This window comes from Advenella sp. S44, from assembly GCF_002810445.1.
GTDB lineage: Bacteria > Pseudomonadota > Gammaproteobacteria > Burkholderiales > Burkholderiaceae_B > Advenella.
Map to the genome: position 1 here is coordinate 56,411 of NZ_NEXS01000010.1, position 17,098 is coordinate 73,508.

Consider the following 17,098-nt stretch of genomic DNA (forward strand, 5'->3'; position numbering starts at 1 on the left):
GGGCGTTCAGCCCTTGCTTTGTTGCAATGCCTGGTCAAGATCCGCCACAATATCGTCAATGTGTTCAATACCGATAGAGAGTCTGACCATATCCTGGCTAACGCCAGCCTTCTCCAGTTCCTCTTCGTTCAACTGACGGTGAGTCGTCGTGGCCGGATGGCATGCCAGGGATTTGGCATCGCCAATATTAACAAGACGCGTAATCAGTTTGAGAGCATCGATAAAGCGGGCTCCGGCCTGGGCGTCTCCACGCACACCGAAACACAGAATGGCCGATGGTTTACCGTCCATATATTTGCGTGCCAGCTCATGCTCGGGGTGATCGGGCAGCCCTGCGTATTTCACCCAGCTGACCTGTTCGTGCTTCTGCAGAAATTGCGCCACCTTCAGTGCGTTCTCGCAATGACGCTCTACACGCAACGCCAGCGTTTCAATCCCCTGCAGAATCTGGAAGGCAGACAACGGCGCCAGTGCCGAGCCGGTATTGCGCAATGGACCGACACGACAGCGTCCGATAAATGCGGCTTCGCCAAACGCTTCTGTATACACGACGCCATGGTAGGCAGGATCAGGTTCATTGAGAACGGCAAACCGCTCCTTGTATTGTGCCCATGGGAATTTGCCGGAATCGACCACGGCGCCGGCGATGGTTGTGCCGTGCCCCCCCATATATTTTGTGAGCGAATGCACGATGATATCGGCGCCGTGCTCAAAGGGGCGGCACAAGGCTGGCGTTGCCACGGTATTGTCAACAATCAGCGGGACGCCGCGTCGGTGGGCGGCATCGGCCAATGCGCGCAGATCGACCAGATTGCCGGCTGGATTGCCGATGGATTCACAAAACACCGCTTTGGTTTTATCATCGATCAGCGCCTCCAGCGCCGCAATATCATTGTGCGGCGCCATTTTGACTTCAATTCCCTGGCGCGGAAAAGCATGGGCAAAGAGATTATAGGTGCCGCCGTACAGTTTGCTGACCGAAACAATATTATCGCCGGCCTGCGTAATGGTTTGAATGGCATATGTAATTGCAGCCATGCCCGAGGCAACAGCCAACGCGGCAATGCCGCCTTCGAGCGCGGCCACACGCTCTTCGAGCACGGCATTGGTCGGATTCATGATACGCGTGTAGATATTGCCGGCAACCTTAAGGTCAAACAGGTCGGCGCCATGCTGCGTATTGTCAAACGCAAATGAGGAAGTCTGGTATATGGGCACAGCCACCGCCTTGGTGGTGGGTTCCGGCGTATAGCCTGCGTGAATGGCCAATGTCTCTAGTTTCATTTCTTCACCTTTTTTCCAAATCGAATCAGACAGCGCATATCATATGTTCTTTATGACATAACACACTGATCCCGCTTTATACCCGACCAGACTGATTCTGTCAGCTTTACTATTCTTCTTTACATATATATCAGGGAAATATGCCTTTTTATCACACAGCCCTCCGTTTTTACGCAGCAGCGCCGCCTGTTTCGGGCAGAACGTCTGTGCTTGCGGTAACCCTCGGGCGTCGTGCCCGTCAGCCGGACGAGTAAATGGCGCGGACGGCAAAAGTGACCTAATCCCGGCATCAATTGTCATATTTACACTATAGGGTGATTCTCCGTCAATGAGATAATCCAGCTTCAAATCCGTTATACCTCGTACAGGAACACAATATGGAACAACGCAAGGCAATTGACCACAAGGCCACCGGTCTGATGCTACTGACCTGCGCAATCTGGGGCCTGCAGCAGGTGGTTCTGAAGGGCGCCGCGCCAGACGTCGCGCCCGTTTTCCAGATTGCCCTGCGTTCTGGCATCTCAGCCGTCATGGTTTACGTCCTCATCTACGCTCGCGGCGGTCGCATTGTGCTTTCCGATGGAACCTGGAAACCCGGCATGGCTGCCGGCCTGCTTTTCGCGCTGGAGTTTCTGCTGGTGGCCGAGGGCTTGCGATACACGACCGCATCTCATATGGTGATCTTCCTTTACACGGCCCCGGTATTTGCCGCCCTGGGGCTTTTCTGGAAGGTGCCGGCCGAACGTCTGAACCGGGTCCAGTGGCTGGGCATCGCCCTGGCTTTTGCCGGCATTGTCGTGACCTTTACCGGCCGTAGCAGTTTGGCCGATACCGGCGGCGCCAATCCGCTGCTGGGCGATTTGCTTGGCATCTGCGCAGCCATCGCCTGGGGCGCGACCACCGTCGTCATACGCACCACCCGCCTGAACAACTGCCCAAGCACGCACACCCTGCTGTATCAGCTGATTGCCGGTTTCGCAGTCCTGATGGTGGCCGCCGTCCTCATGGACCAGACTTATTTCAATCCTACCCCGCGTGCCTTTGCCGCCATGGCATTTCAGATACTGGTGGTGTCCTTCGGCAGCCTGCTCCTGTGGTTCTGGCTGCTGCGGCAGTATTTGGCGTCCCGGCTTGGCGTCCTGTCGTTCATGACGCCACTTTTCGGGATTGCTTTTGGCGTATGGCTGCTAAACGAGCCGCTGGAACCCAATTTCGTAGCCGGCTCGCTGATGGTTCTGATTGGTATATTGCTGGTCAGCGGTTATGAGTGGATACGACAAATCAGTGCCCGCCGTCGCAAGTGATCGCATTTATAATTTGTTTGTCTGGCGCAGACTGATATAAGCCGGGAGGACTAGCGCGTCTTTGCCTGCCCGCAGAACCTTTTACCGGAGAGACAGTATGAGTTTGGAGTTTTTATTCACATCCCTGATCGTGGTGATCACGCCCGGCACGGGCGTCATTATCACCATCGCTGCCGGCCTGTCGCGCGGACGCCGCGCCGCTGTCATCAGCGCTTTCGGCTGCACGTTAGGTATTTTGCCGCACATGTTTGCGGCCGTTACGGGTCTGGCTGCGTTATTGCATTCCAGTGCCCTTGCTTTTGAAGTGGTCCGGTATGCGGGTGTCGCCTATCTGCTATACATGGCATTGACCACGTTGCGCGAGCATGGCGCGCTGAAAATCGAGACCGGCGCCACACCCCGCTCCAATATGGAAGTCATTCGTTCCGCTATTGCCGTCAATGTGCTCAATCCCAAGCTGTCTATCTTTTTCTTCGCCTTTTTGCCGCAGTTTGTCGGCAACCAGGCCGGCAGTCCACTACCGATCATGCTGGAGTTGTCTGCCGTATTCATGGCGATGACATTTGTCGTTTTTACCAGCTATGGCCTCTTTGCCGCAGCGGTTCGCCACCACGTGATTTCCCGGCCCTCGGTCATGACCTGGTTGCGTCGCAGCTTTGCCGCCGCCTTCGTTGCGCTGGGCGCCAAACTTGCCTTAACCGATAGATAGTCGCTCGAACACCCTCAATATGAGGGTGTGCCGGGTGCACACCTGCCCGCGCAGGACTTTTACCCAGTACTGGAATCAGGACGCACAATAGGTCTATATTTGGCAGGGACCGTCATGCAGTCCCCGCTGTCAGCTACATAAAATCAGAAACGCTTTCTTTGGTGTAGAACTCGATGTAATCGAGCAGCTTGTCTGATGCCTCGGCAGCCTTGTCAGGATCCTGCTCGCTGATGGCGTGAGCAACATCGGCGTGCAACCGGGCCATGGTTTCCAGGTCGTTCGATTTTTTGAAATAAAAATACCAGAACCGGCGCGACAGCCCATGCATCAGGCGCATGGCGCCTTCGGCAAATTCATTCCTGGCTGCTTTCAGCGTTAATTCATTCAACATTCTGTCGGCTTTCAGAAACTGGTTCACATCGGCCAGCCTGGCCGAGTCCTTGAATTGCTTATGCAATTGCACAAAGGCAAGCCGCTCTTGTGGGGTGCAGCGCTTTGCCGACATCCGGCAGATAAGCCGCTCAACTTCCCGGCGCGTCTCCAGCAGCTTCAGTTGCTTGCGTATATTGATTTCGGGAATAAACAAGCCGCGCTGCGGCAAAACAACAATCAAATGCTCCCGGGCAAGCCTTTGGACAGCTTCACGCACCGGCGTGCGACCGATTTGCGTCAGTTCGCACAGTTGCTGTTCCGAAACCGAACACCCCGGCTCCAGCACGAGCATGGTGATGGCCTTTTCGAGTTTTTGATAGGCAATGTCGGTAAGTTTAACTTTAGGCTGCAGCGAAACGAGTTCGCCGACCGGATCTGGATCGTTCTGAAGGTTTGATGCGTTATCTGAGGCCATGATGTCACGAAAAAGTGAGCCGGAAACAGCCATTTTGCTGCCAGCTATTGTGAAAAATCTCAAGCGTAAGTATTATACAACTAATATATTTGTTGCTCACATCAATTCAGTCAACTTGTTTTTTCATTTCAATCGTCATCAATCACAACTATTGAATCGTCATTATTCACCTATGGATACACTGATCCACGGCACCGGTCCGGTCAAAATCATTGCCATTCACGGCATCCAGGGAACCAATCGGGTCTGGTTGCCGCTGGCTCGTCAATTGGCATCCCACTGTACGTTTATTCTGCCGAATCTTCCAGGCCGCGGCGAGCGACAGTCATGTAGTGAATCGGACATGACGCTGGAAGCGTTTGCAACTGTCATTGAAGACACTGTGCACCAGTATATCAATGATGGGCAGCCTTATATTCTTGCAGGCTGGAGCATGGGCGTCAGCGTTGCCCTTGCCTTTCTTGGTCGAAAGCGGGCGGCCCTGCCCGACAAGTTGATTTTGCTCTCGGGCGTGCCCGATATCAGCCAGGTATCCTGGTTTACACAAACGACGCCAGCTGGCCTGCTGAGCGAAATACAAGAACGCGAACAGCGCCTGAAACTGCAGGACGCGGCGGACCATCATGCCGTCATGTGGACCTGGCAATCCATTGCGCAGCGCTCATTGCGCGACCAATGTCAATCGGTGACGATGCCGTGCCTGGTCATGTCCGGCGCCCGGGACGAAGACTCGCCCTTGCTGCTGGTTACGCAGTTTAGCGATCTTATTGCAGACGCAACTGTTCTTACGATAGAGAATGCCGGGCATTCGCTTCTGACTGAAAACACCGACACGGTATCGGCCGGAGTTACTGACTTTCTGAACTTGGAGTAAAGCATGAATTTTGATGATCATCTGTTTTTTTGCGCGCCTTCTCGCCTCATTATTCGAGAAGGCGCCAGACATGATCTGGCACCGCTGCTGGCCAAGCTAGGCTATCGCAGCGGCATACTTGTTACCGACAGCTACTTCGCGGAACAAACCGCCTGGGTGAAGGAATATGTTCGGGCCGCCCAGGAATGCGGGATCGCCACTTATGTTTACAGCGGCGGAGAACCTGACCCGTCAACGACGCTGTGTGACCAGGCAACGCAACACATTCTGGCACAGTTGCAAGAGGTCACGCCGGATCACGTTATTGCGCTAGGCGGCGGCAGCAATATGGACCTGGCCAAAGCGCTTACAGTCACGCTGCGCAGCAAAAAACCGGTGGCCCATTATAAGGATGGCATCGGCAATGATGAACCTTTGCCATTCATCGCCATGCCAACGACTTCAGGCACGGCATCGGAGGTCACGCCCGGGGCGATTTTGATAGATCCTGACAATGCCACAAAAATTGCGCTTATGGACAATCGCTTACGACCGTTTATTGCACTTGTCGATCCGCAGTTCACATACACCTGTCCGCCGCGGGTCACAGCCGACGCCGGCATCGACGCGATGATCCATGGCATTGAATCGTATGTCACCATGGATTCGAACGGATTCGAACGCGGCAACAATCCGGATCCCGGCTATAGCGGACGTACTCATTTGAGCAAAATGTTTGCCCGCGAATCCATCCGCCTGTGTGCCCAGCACTTGCGACAAGCCTACCGTAATGGCACCGACACACAAGCGCGCATTGGCATGAGTTATGCCAGCGTGTTTGCCGGTCTGTCTTATGGCAGCGCCGGATTAAATGCGGTGCATGGGATTGCATACAGCATAGCCGGGCTAACGCATGAGACTCATGGCCGTACAAACGCTGTCATCCTGCCTTATGTGCTATATGAATTGCGCGAAACCCGTGCACAGGAGCTCAATGACATTGCCGGCATTTGCGGCATTGCGACAGAACAGCCTGAGACGATACTGCAACTGGTGCAGGAACTTCAGACACTGGTCGGCGAACTGGGCATTCCCAATAACCTGAAGGATTTCGGCATCAGTGAGGCCGATCTGCCGCGCCTGTATTCGGACGCCATGAGCGTGACCCGCTTGCGACATGCGTTTCCGGTTCCTGATACTGCCGATGCGTACCGGCGTATTATTGCAAATGCATGGGACGGCACTTTCTCGGACACGCCGGCACTGTCACTTGTCCAGGACAGCCCGCTTGAATATACATCGGAATAATCCGTCAATTCGCCGGGTCGTAGCGGACTGCCTGCCCGGTGGTCGCGAACTGCCGGACCATACATACGGCCAAAACCACCGGGCTTACGATTTGCTGCAGCCGCAGGCGCACTTGACACTTCACACTTGACTATCATGCGAGTGCGCTGCGCAAAACTCACCGCGGTCGCAAGCACATGTGTCATTACCAATGTGCCCGTATCAATATCGTTTAACGCCGCGGCAATCGCTTAATGCGGCTGCCTTCGGCCAGTTCAGTCTTCCCTGAGCGGGGCCAATTGCTGGGAACGCCACGTCTGGCTCCCGCTGCAGAAGATCGCATTTTTCCAATGCATGAGCAGGCTCAACGCCCTGGTCGCTGATCATGAAACACCCAACGCTACAACAATTGTAATATCACATCAGTCATATATTTATATTGCATTTCAGTGATATATCAGTTAAATTCAAGAAAAATATATTCGACAAGGAGACGGACAATGGCATCAATACCTATTACGCCATCGGATATTTCAGGCCGTATGGAGCGGCTGCCGATGACCAGCTATCAGACCAAGCTTTTCTGTATTATTGCGACGGCCTGGTTTTTTGATTCGATGGATCTGGGCGTTATGACCTTTATCCTGGGCTCGATCAAAGCCGAATTCGGGCTGACCGTCGCGCAAACAGGCGTCGTGGCCAGCGCCAGTTTTCTTGGCATGCTGCTCGGTGCGGCGGTCGCTGGCGTGCTGGCAGACAAATTCGGCCGCAAGCCCGTATTTCAGGTCAGCATGGTTTTCTGGGGGCTGGGCAGCCTGTTCTGTGCGCTTTCCCCTGACGCCAATATGCTGATTGCCAGTCGTATCGTGCTCGGATTTGGCATGGGCATGGAGTTTCCGGTAGGCCTGTCGATTGTGTCGGAAATTGTGCCCTCCAATCGCCGCGGCAAATACTTGGCAATACTCGAAGGTTTCTGGCCCATCGGCTTTATCTGCTCCGGTCTGCTCAGTTATCTGCTGCTCGATTCCATTGGCTGGCGTGGCATCTTCTTTGTACTGGCCGTTCCTGCCGTCTTTGTGTTCTATATTCGTCGCCATGTGCCCGAATCACCCCGCTGGCTTTCAGACTCGGGACAAAGTGAAAAAGCCGACACCGTCATGACGACCATGGAAAATCATGTCCGCAAAACGCTTGATAACAAGGAATTGCCGCCCGTGGTCACGCTGCCTCCCAGCGCCGCCCAGTCCAATAGCGGCAATAGTTTCTCTGAACTGTGGAAAGGCGAATACGGCCGTCGCACGCTGATGTTGTGGATCCTGTGGTTCTTTGCGCTCATGGGCTACTATGGCCTGACAAGTTGGCTTGGCGCATTGCTACAGCAGGCGGGATACGAAATCACTAAATCGGTGCAATACACCGTCACGATTTCGCTCGCGGGCATACCGGGTTTTATCTTCGCTTCGTGGATCATTGAAAAAATCGGTCGCAAGCCCACTTGCGTGCTGTTGCTGCTTGGCAGTGCGCTCTCCGTGTACATATACGGACACGTGGCCAGCGTCAAGGGCGAACTGCACTATTTGATGATGTCCGGCATGTTCATGCAGTTCTGCCTTTTCGGCATGTGGTCGGTTCTCTATGCCTACACCCCTGAACTTTATCCAACCCGCATTCGCGCAACGGGCGCCGGCTTTGCGTCAGCTATCGGCCGGCTGGGCTCGTTCGTTGGCCCATTTGCCGTGGGATTACTGCTGCCTGTCACCGGCCAGACCGGTGTATTCACATTGGGCGCTGTCTCCTTTGTAATTGCGGCTGCGATTGTAATCCTGCTGGGCGTAGAGACCCGTGGACGGGCGCTCGAAGACATTTCCGGATAAGGCCGGCGCATAGCCTGGCGATTCAGATTTTATTTGAGGAGTAATTATTATGATGACCGAAAGACAGCGAAAATTTCGCGAACAGTATAAAAGCGATATCAGCCCCTTGTATAACGGACTGGTGCATATCGGTGTGATGTATGTGGTGGGCATTGCGGCAGTCATCTATTGCCTGTCGCAATTGACAACAGCAACCTGGGAATACCTATTGATTATTCCCGTCTTTCTGGCGGGCAATTTCGTGGAATGGGCCATGCACACCTGTGTGATGCACAAGCGCATCAATGTGTTCGCCCTGCGGGCCATTTACGAAAGACACACCCGGCAGCATCATCAGTATTTTACAGACAATGACATCACGATTGATTCGAGCAAGGAGTTCAGGATTGTATTTTTCCCATGGCGCGTGCTGCTGACCCTTGGGGTCGGCGGCCTGGTTCTGGGTTACCTGGCTTCAGTCATTATCAATCCCAACGCCGGATATATTGTTTTCCTGACCATGGTCATGCAATATATGATCTATGAAACGTTCCACTATTGCTGCCATGTGCACGATAACTGGTTCGTCCGGAATGTGCCGTTTATCAACACCATCCGGCGCCATCATACCGCCCATCACAATATGGGATTGATGATGCATTACAACATGAACCTGACCTTCCCGATCGCAGACTGGTTCATGAAAACCAGTGATCTGGACCGCGGACTGCTGGGCCACCTGTTCAATGGCTATAGCGAAAAACATATCAAGGAAGAGCTCAAGCCTATCATCAAGAAATATCGCAACGATGATGCCAGTGTCAGCCTTGACGGACCCAATCTGACGTCGGACGAACAGAAAACATTGAATCGGGCAATGGCGCGCTAAGGCCCGCGCAGACGAGCCAGCCTGCCTGTTCGGCTTGTGCCCTGTCCTGACCGACAGGGCTTTTTATTGCACGGTATCGGCGGGCAGATGTTCCCGGCGCAGCACTTTTCCGGGGCGCTGTCCGCTCGGCCTACCCTCTTCCCACACAACGCTCCCATTGACCAGAACGCCTGCAATACCGATGGACGCGGCTACGGGTTGGGCAAAAGTTGCTGCCTCGCCCACTGTTTGCTCGTTGAAAATGGTCAGATCAGCAAATGCGCCCTGTCGAATGACGCCTCGATCGATCAGTCCAAACTTGCCAGCAGTCAAGCCGGTCATCTTATGCAGCGCCTTTTCCAGGGAAAACAACCCCAGGCCCCGGCTGTAATGACCCAATACCCGAGGAAAACTCCCCCATAAGCGCGGATGGGGTTTTTCATCATGAGGCAGCCCGTCGGTGCCGATCATCGTATCGTCAAAGCGTAGTATCCGTTGCACATCGGCATCATCCATTCGATAGTAAATGGCACCTGCGGGCAACAGTTTCTCGATGGCCTGTTCAGTGCTGAGGTTCATCCTACGTGCAATTTCCGACAAATCAAGTCCGGCCATCTCAGGCAGGCTTTTTGACCAGGTCACCGTCACCCGTGTCGAGTTGGCTACCAGCTTTGCCGATAAAATCGTAGACGAGGCATCATATGGATAGCAATCCAGGCAAATAGGTTGCCGTGTCATATGGTCGGCAATGTGCGCCAGCGTTTCGGCCGAGCGGCCATGATTTTGAACGCCCACTACCTTATGGTGTGAAATAACAACGGGCACGCCAACCTGCCTGCCGATAAGAAACGACTCATCCAGTGACTCGATAACACGATCCCCTTCGTCGCGCATATGCGTGCAATAAATGCCGCCATAGCGCGCTAGCGGTTCGCACACCTCGATTACCTCCTGCGTAGGCGCTGCCACCGCTGGAGGATAGACCAGGCCCGTGGACACGCCAATTGCCCCGGCCTCCATGGCTTCGATGACCAGTTCCCGCATCGCTGCTATTTCGCTTGCGGTCGCCGCTTTGGTGACATCGTCCATGGTAGCGACGCGCAGGGTCGAATGACCGACCAGCATGGCGCAATTGGTGGCAGCCGGTCGAGCGCTCAGCGCATCCACATATTGCGCAAAGCTGCGAAACCGGAACCAGCCTCCCTGCTCATCCAGCAGATTCAACGGAGGCGTTACCGGGTCGGGAATGTTGCGGGGCATTGGTGCCAGGGAAATACCACAATTTCCGCCAATAACGGTTGTGATTCCCTGGCTTACTTTCGGCGACATATCACCATCTGACAACATTAACCTGTCATCGTGGGTATGGGCGTCGATGAATCCCGGGGATACTATCAGGCCGCTGGCATCAATCACCTTGTCAGCCGTCGCCCGCGACAAATCGCCAACGTGCGCGATGCGCTCACCCGAGATGGCAACGTCAGCGGAAAAACGCGCGCTGCCGGTACCATCGACTACGTCGCCATTGATAATCAAAACATCATAATGTGTATTCATTTCTGACCTCTACAAGAGTCGCTGCGCGGCGCGACGGACATCACCCCACGCAAAAAATCACGCCGGATTTGCCGCTTCAGACACGGCCCGAAAGTTCTGGAAGTCCCAGTGTCTTCCAGGCGCGGCATCGATAAGCGATCGGGTATACGGCTGCGTGGGCGCTGTCAACACGGTATGGGCTGTGCCGGATTCGACAATTGTTCCCCGCTGCATGACGATAATGGAATCGCAAATCTGGGCGGCGACCCGCAAGTCATGGGTAATAAACAGCACGCCCACACCCGTGCGTTGCCGGACCTGGTCCAGTAGTTCAAGCACCTGAGCCTGAACCGACACATCGAGCGCAGACACCGCCTCGTCGGCTACGAGGATATCAGGCTCCAGCGCCAGCGCCCTGGCAATACAGATACGTTGTCGCTGCCCGCCGGAAAATTGATGGGGATAGCGCTGTAACGAATCATTGCCCAGTCCCACCAGTTGCAGCAGCCCAGCCGCCTTATCCATCGCTGCTCCTTTCGAGAGCCCGAAATTGAGCAGTCCCTCGATAATTGAATCGCCTACGGTCATACGCGGATTCAGGGAACGATAGGGATCCTGAAACACAATCTGGATGCGCTGACGCATTGGCCGCAATTGGCTCCCCGAGAGCTGTGCGATGTTCTGATCCTTAATGCAAATTTGTCCGGATGTCGGTTGCAGCAGCCGGACAATACAGCGAGCAACCGTTGACTTTCCGGAGCCTGATTCGCCCACAATGCCAACAATCTGGCCACGATTTAAAGTCAAATTAATATTGTCTGCCGCAGTGATATGGCGTCCAGTCCCCAAGAGTCGCTTCTCGGAATAGGTCTTGGACAAGCCGGATACTTCCAGCACCGCTTCTCCAGTGTGCTCCTCGCGCAGCCTGGGAACCAGACTGGGCACCGACGACACAAGCATGCGACTGTATGCATTAGCGGGGTTTCTCAGGATATCGTCACGTGTTCCTGTCTCCATGATTTCGCCCTTATTCATCACCACAATCCTGTCGGCGATCTCTGCAACAACGCCAAAGTCATGCGTAATAAATAGCACCGCCATATTATTCTTGACCTGCAGTTCACGTATGAGCGTCAGGATTTGCTTTTGCGTAGTGACATCCAGTGCCGTGGTCGGTTCATCGGCGATCAGCAACCGCGGCTGCAAAATAAGTGCCATAGAGATGATCACCCGCTGGCGCTGCCCGCCTGACAACTGATGTGGATATGCTTCGTAGATGCGCTGTGGATCCGGCATGTGAACCGATTCGAGCATCAGCAATACTGCCTGGCGCCGCTGTTTTGCCAACATATTGCTATGGATGCGCAGTACCTCATCAATTTGACGACCAATCTTCTGCACTGGATTCAGTGCGGTCATCGGCTCCTGGAAAATCATTGACATCTTGGTAGCTCGCAGTTCGCGCAAGCGCTTCGCATCTGCCTTGAGCACATCTTCGCCATCCAACAGTATGCTGCCGTCACACACTTGCAGACTCTCTCTGTCCAGCAGACCCATCACGGAATAGGAAGATACTGATTTTCCTGAGCCGGACTCACCGACGACACAGAGCGTTTCTCCGGCCGATACATCGAAGCTAATGTTATTGACGATCCGCTTTGGCGTAGCGGTACCCGCATGCGCAACGCGCACAGACAGACCGCGTACCTGCAGCACTGGTTGGGCAGTGCTTCCCCTGTTTTTCATGGTGTCTTGGTTCATGATTTTTTCGCCATTCTTGGATCCAGTACATCACGCAATACATCACCCAGAACATTGACGCAAAGCAATGTCAGCGCGAGCAGAATACCGGGATACAGAATCAGCCCCGGCAGCATGCGAAAATACATGCGCCCCTCGGACATCATGTTGCCCCACGATGGAATTTCGGGCGGCAGCCCGGCCCCCAGGAAACTGAGTGTCGCTTCGGTAAGGATGGCCGCCGCAAAAATATACGTACCCTGAACGATCAGCGGCGCAATCGTATTGGGAATCATATGGCGCCACAAAATTGTCCGAACTCTTGTTCCAAGAGAAACAGCCGCTTCAACATATGGCTCAGAACGAACCGAAAGAATCACGCCACGCACCAGGCGTACAACGCGTGGAATCTCGGGGATGGTAATGGCCACCAGAACAGTGATCAAACTGCCTCCGGTGAGGGACACCAGAGCAATGGCCAGTAAAATGCCTGGGATCGCCATAATCCCATCCATGACCCGCATGATAATGCCGTCGGCAAAGCGAAAATAGCCCGCGATCACGCCAATCAGCAGCCCGGCGATCAGGCTCATCACAGTGGCGCCGATCCCGACAATCAGCGATACCCGGGCGCCGTAAAGCGCGCGCGAATAGGTATCACGTCCGAAAGCATCGGTTCCCAGCCAGTGTGCCGACGAGAGTTTGGCCAGTCGCTCGGCCGGATTAATGGCCACGGGATCAACGGTACCCAGCATCGGGGCAAACACGGCCACAACAATGATAAGCAAGAACAATACAAATGCAATTAGCACTGGAATACTTCTAAGCGCTGCGCGCAGCTGTCCCGCTAAAGTGGAATGAAGTTCAGCAAGAGGCTGGCCAGGGCCCGAAGCGGACAGCGGGTCTGACGAGAGTGGAACTGTCATGATAGTCCTTTAATAACGGATTCTGGGATCAAAGACCGTATACAGCAGGTCAACAACGAGATTGATCAGAATGTACACGAAGGAAAAAAGCAGTATTAATCCCTGAATGACGGGGTAATCACGGGCCAGCACCGCCTCGACAACCAGTCGTCCCAGCCCGGGCAGGTTGAAAACGGATTCGGTAACCACAACGCCGCTGATCAGAGATGCAATGCCAATGCCTATCACGGTGACAATCGGTACAGCTGCGTTGCGCAAAGCATGCCGCATCAATACCGATTTTTCTTTCAGGCCCTTGGCACGTGCCGTACGGATATAATCGTCGCCCATGACTTCAATGATGCTGCTGCGTGTGATGCGAGCGATCAGCGCCACATAAATGGCACTGAGCGCCAGCGTCGGCAGAATCAGTCGCTGCGCAAACGGCAGCAACCCCGCTGACAACGGCTTATAACCCTGTACTGGCAACCAGTCCAGCTGTATGGCGAAAAAGTAAATAAGTAAATAGCCAACGACAAAGGTGGGAATCGAAAACCCCAGCACAGACAGGCTCATGATCAACCGATCCAGTATTTTTCCCTGACGCCAGGCGGCAATGACGCCCAGTGGTATCGCGATGACCACCGTCAGAACAATTGTTGAGATCGCCAGCGCCAGCGTTGGCCCCATTCTTCCCGCGATCATATCCAGGACTGGTGTGCCGGACAACAGCGAAACGCCCAGATCCCCCTGGAGCAGGCGCCCCACCCAAACAATAAATTGCGTGTATATCGGTTGATCTAGCCCCATAGCTTGGCGAATTTGCGCAAGTTGCGCCGCAGTTGCATCGTCTCCCGCAATAATGGCCGCAGGATCACCGGGCGTCAGTCGCAGAATCGCGAAAATGACGATGGCAACCATAAAGATAACCGGCAGTGTGGCTACGAGTCGACGGGCAATGTAAGTTAGCATAACGTACTCACTCGCCCGACTTCTTCATGTTCCAGAACACCGTTACCGGAGAAGGCAAGACGTCGGACAGTTTGGTGCTGTATGCGGCTGGAATAAGGAACTGCCCCAATGGTGCGACCACCCCTTCGTCAATAACCAGCTTTTGTAACTGGGCCGTGATCTTCTTGCGCTCAGCATCATCCTTGGCACGGGCAAATTCCAGCCGCAATGATTCAATTTCCGGGACATCCGGCCAGCCTGCCCAGGCTTTTGTTCCATTTGCCGCGATCGTTGTGTTGCCGAACGGATCGCCGCTGGTCGCCAGAATGCTGTACGTGGAAAAGATATTCCAGCCACCCTCGGCCGGCGCTTTTTGGTTACTTTGCTGAGTTGCTACTGTCTGCCAATCCATGGTCTTCATATCGACTTTGAAACCAGCCTTGCGCAACGCGTCGCCAATGACTATCGGTTGTGCAGACAGCATAGCAATATCGGTTGGCTGCAAAATGACAACCGGTGTGCCATCATAGTTAGCCTGTTTGAGCAACTCCTGTGCCTTTTCTATATTGCTCTGCTCGACCATGTCTTTTCCATAGTCGTTTTCATAGGGATTGCCACAACCGAAAACCGCAGCACACGGTTTGTAGTATTCCGGATTGCCGACCAGCGCTTTAAGCACATTTTCCTGACCCACTGCGTACATGGCTGCCTGACGGATTAACCGGTTGTTGAACGGCGCATGCAGGTGATTGAAGCGGAAGTACGTCCAGGCCCCTAGTTTATCCAGTACCTCTACCTTGATATTGTCCTGATCCTGGACCATGGGCAGCAGGTCGAAAGGCACTTGCTGAATAAAATCGATTTCCTCATTCATCAAGGCATTGATCGGAGTCATCTGATCCGGCATGGCAACCCATTGCACGCGATCGACGTTAACCACTTTGCCTCCAGCGGTCCAGCTGGCAGGCTCGTTGCGAGGCTTGTATTCATTATTGCGTTCATACACGACTTTTAGTCCCGGCCTGAATTCCGACTGCACAAATTTGAATGGACCCGACCCGATGTATTCCGTAATCGGCGTGGACGATGGTGTCTGAGCGATGCGTTTCGGCATCATGAACGCCGGGCGCGAACTGAGCTTGGCCAGCCCGGAGAGCAGCAATGTGGTCGGTTCCTTCAGACTGATCTCAAATACTTTGCTGTCGATGGCCTTAATCTCTGCCACCATCGTCATCAATACCTGGCCGGTAGAGTCTTTTTCGGCCCAACGCTTGATAGAGGCCACGCAGTCTTCCGATGTCACCGGTGTGCCATCATGCCACTTGAGGCCGTCCCGCAATGTAAAGGTATAGGTTTTCCCGTCGTCCGACTCACTCCAATCGGCCATTTGCGGCTGGATCTTGAAACTGGAGTCGGTACCCAGTAAGGTGTCATAAATCATGTAGCCGTGGTCACGAGTCATGAATGCGGTACTGACTACGGGATCCATGACCCGCAAACCTGATTGCATCACGGCAGTGACTGTTTGTGCCTGAACGGCCGGCACACAAGACAAGATAGTCGACAGTGCTATGCCCAATGCCATCTTCTTTAAAGTGGTCAATTCCTTGGCCTTGTACATCATGATATTTCTCCTGTACTAAATATAAAGGGCTGGCGCATCTGACACATAAGTCATCTGTAGCCAGTACAAGCTACTGCGTCCTGCGTAAAGGTTCGAAAAGCGTGTTCGAGAGTTTTGGTGGGTCGCCTGAGAGCCGGTCCGCAAGCAATGCAGCGCTTCCTGCGGCCAGTGTGAAGCCGAGCGCACCATGGCCTGCATTGATCCATAAATTTTGCAATGCGGTCTGCCCGATCAACGGCTTGCTATCGGGACGCGCTGGTCGCAAGCCTGCCCATGCCTGTGGCTCGCCAGCCGGGCGCAATGCGGGTAAATAGTGGCCTACTGCCAATTTGAGGCTGGCAATACGCCGGGGACTGATCTGCGAGGAGTTCTCGCCAATGTCCACCATTCCGGCAACACGCAGGTGGTTACCCAGTCTTGCGTATACCACTTTGTTATGCACGTCACTGACACTAACGAGAGGCGCCTCACTTTTCTCTGTCAATTGGTAAGTCAGGCTATAACCCTTGAGCGGATAAATATGGGGATTGAATCCCACCTGCCGGGCCAGTGTTTGCGCACCAATCCCATTGGCGATTACGTAGGCGTCTGCTGTCATATCGCCTGCCGGTGTTTCCAGCCCCACGACGCGGGCGCCTTTGTGCTGCACTCGCAATACCTGCGTATCGTAGACGAAGTCCACTTTGGCCGCCCCGCCACGCAACGTCCGTTCCAGCTCAAGGCACAGTGCCTGGCAATCGCCGGCATCTTCGCTGCGTGTGAAAATACCGCCAGCAATTCTGTCCTGAATACCCCGCAGCGCCGGTTCAAGCTCCAGACACCCATTTCGGTCCAGCGCGACTTGGACAGACCCCAGGCTGGCCTGATAGTCCATCTGCTTTCTGGCTGACTCATACGAACCGGGATCCTGATACACCAGCAGTTTTCCGCAGTTGCTGAAGTTAAACTGCAGCATTTCGTCTGCAATCAGCTGGTGCACCATTTGCTTGCTGTACAGGCCCAGCGCCAATAACTCCTCTGTCGTCTTTTGGCTTGTTTTCCTACGACAGGCAGCCAAAAATGCCATGGCCCAGCTCCACTGCTGTGGATCGGCACGCAGACGAAATGACAACGGGGATTCGGCATCGAACAGCCATACCGGCAATTTGGGCAGAACCGCCGGCTCAGCCAGCGGTGCCACAAAGCTGTAGCTCAACTGGGCGCCGTTGGCGTTGCTCGTGGCCAGGCCTGGCCCAGCGTTGGCGTCGACCACCGTAACTCGATGACCTTTTTTTGCCAGATAATAGGCGCTTGTCATGCCGATGATACCCGCACCAATCACAATAATATGCATGCTG

The 17,098-nt window shown here is 54.2% G+C and carries 14 protein-coding genes; 6 read left to right on the plus strand and 8 right to left on the minus strand.

Translation table 11 applies throughout. The features are described 5' to 3' along the window. Window positions 1-6 precede the first annotated feature (6 nt). Complete coding sequence (locus CAP48_RS16765) at window positions 7-1,284, minus strand: bifunctional O-acetylhomoserine aminocarboxypropyltransferase/cysteine synthase (RefSeq protein WP_100698823.1); 1,278 nt, start codon at window positions 1,282-1,284, stop codon at window positions 7-9. Between the two features lie 377 nt (window positions 1,285-1,661). Between CAP48_RS16765 and CAP48_RS16775 the strand changes: the two genes are divergently transcribed. Together CAP48_RS16775 and CAP48_RS16780 are read left to right on the plus strand one after the other, a co-directional pair. Further along, complete coding sequence (locus CAP48_RS16775) at window positions 1,662-2,588, plus strand: DMT family transporter (protein WP_100698827.1); 927 nt, start codon at window positions 1,662-1,664, stop codon at window positions 2,586-2,588. Window positions 2,589-2,685: 97 nt separating this feature from the next. After that, entirely contained in the window at window positions 2,686-3,297 is a 612-nt protein-coding gene (locus CAP48_RS16780; protein ID WP_100698829.1) for a LysE family translocator, read from the plus strand. 133 nt (window positions 3,298-3,430) lie between these two features. On the opposite strand, the gene CAP48_RS16785 is transcribed toward CAP48_RS16780, so the two are convergent. Beyond that, window positions 3,431-4,144, minus strand: a complete 714-nt coding sequence (locus CAP48_RS16785; RefSeq protein ID WP_100698830.1) for a GntR family transcriptional regulator — start codon at window positions 4,142-4,144, stop codon at window positions 3,431-3,433. 172 nt (window positions 4,145-4,316) lie between these two features. Between CAP48_RS16785 and CAP48_RS16790 the strand changes: the two genes are divergently transcribed. The 4 genes from CAP48_RS16790 to CAP48_RS16805 all read left to right on the plus strand — a co-directional run bounded on the left by CAP48_RS16790 (window position 4,317) and on the right by CAP48_RS16805 (window position 9,026). Next, window positions 4,317-5,018, plus strand: coding sequence for an alpha/beta fold hydrolase (locus CAP48_RS16790; RefSeq protein ID WP_161495290.1), 702 nt, complete (start codon window positions 4,317-4,319; stop codon window positions 5,016-5,018). 3 nt (window positions 5,019-5,021) lie between these two features. Beyond that, window positions 5,022-6,305, plus strand: coding sequence for an iron-containing alcohol dehydrogenase (locus CAP48_RS16795; protein ID WP_100698834.1), 1,284 nt, complete (start codon window positions 5,022-5,024; stop codon window positions 6,303-6,305). Window positions 6,306-6,784: 479 nt separating this feature from the next. Then, window positions 6,785-8,158: an MFS transporter gene (locus CAP48_RS16800; RefSeq protein WP_100698836.1), complete on the plus strand. Its 1,374-nt coding sequence runs from the start codon at window positions 6,785-6,787 to the stop codon at window positions 8,156-8,158. 49 nt (window positions 8,159-8,207) lie between these two features. Then, window positions 8,208-9,026, plus strand: a complete 819-nt coding sequence (locus CAP48_RS16805) for a sterol desaturase family protein (protein WP_100698838.1) — start codon at window positions 8,208-8,210, stop codon at window positions 9,024-9,026. 63 nt (window positions 9,027-9,089) lie between these two features. On the opposite strand, the gene CAP48_RS16810 is transcribed toward CAP48_RS16805, so the two are convergent. From CAP48_RS16810 to CAP48_RS16835, 6 genes are all read right to left on the minus strand, one after another. Beyond that, entirely contained in the window at window positions 9,090-10,562 is a 1,473-nt protein-coding gene (locus tag CAP48_RS16810; RefSeq protein WP_100698840.1) for an amidohydrolase family protein, read from the minus strand. A 57-nt stretch (window positions 10,563-10,619) separates the two neighbouring features. Beyond that, a complete protein-coding gene (locus tag CAP48_RS16815; protein WP_100698842.1) occupies window positions 10,620-12,302 on the minus strand; it encodes an ABC transporter ATP-binding protein in 1,683 nt (560 codons plus the stop codon). Beyond that, window positions 12,299-13,207, minus strand: coding sequence for an ABC transporter permease (locus CAP48_RS16820; RefSeq protein ID WP_100698844.1), 909 nt, complete (start codon window positions 13,205-13,207; stop codon window positions 12,299-12,301). Before CAP48_RS16820 ends, CAP48_RS16815 begins: the two co-directional genes overlap by 4 nt. A 9-nt stretch (window positions 13,208-13,216) precedes the next feature. Continuing rightward, window positions 13,217-14,158, minus strand: coding sequence for an ABC transporter permease (locus CAP48_RS16825; protein ID WP_100698846.1), 942 nt, complete (start codon window positions 14,156-14,158; stop codon window positions 13,217-13,219). Between the two features lie 7 nt (window positions 14,159-14,165). Next, window positions 14,166-15,761: an ABC transporter substrate-binding protein gene (locus CAP48_RS16830; RefSeq protein WP_100698848.1), complete on the minus strand. Its 1,596-nt coding sequence runs from the start codon at window positions 15,759-15,761 to the stop codon at window positions 14,166-14,168. 70 nt (window positions 15,762-15,831) lie between these two features. After that, a complete protein-coding gene (locus CAP48_RS16835) occupies window positions 15,832-17,094 on the minus strand; it encodes a D-amino acid dehydrogenase (RefSeq protein WP_100698850.1) in 1,263 nt (420 codons plus the stop codon). Window positions 17,095-17,098 lie beyond the last annotated feature (4 nt).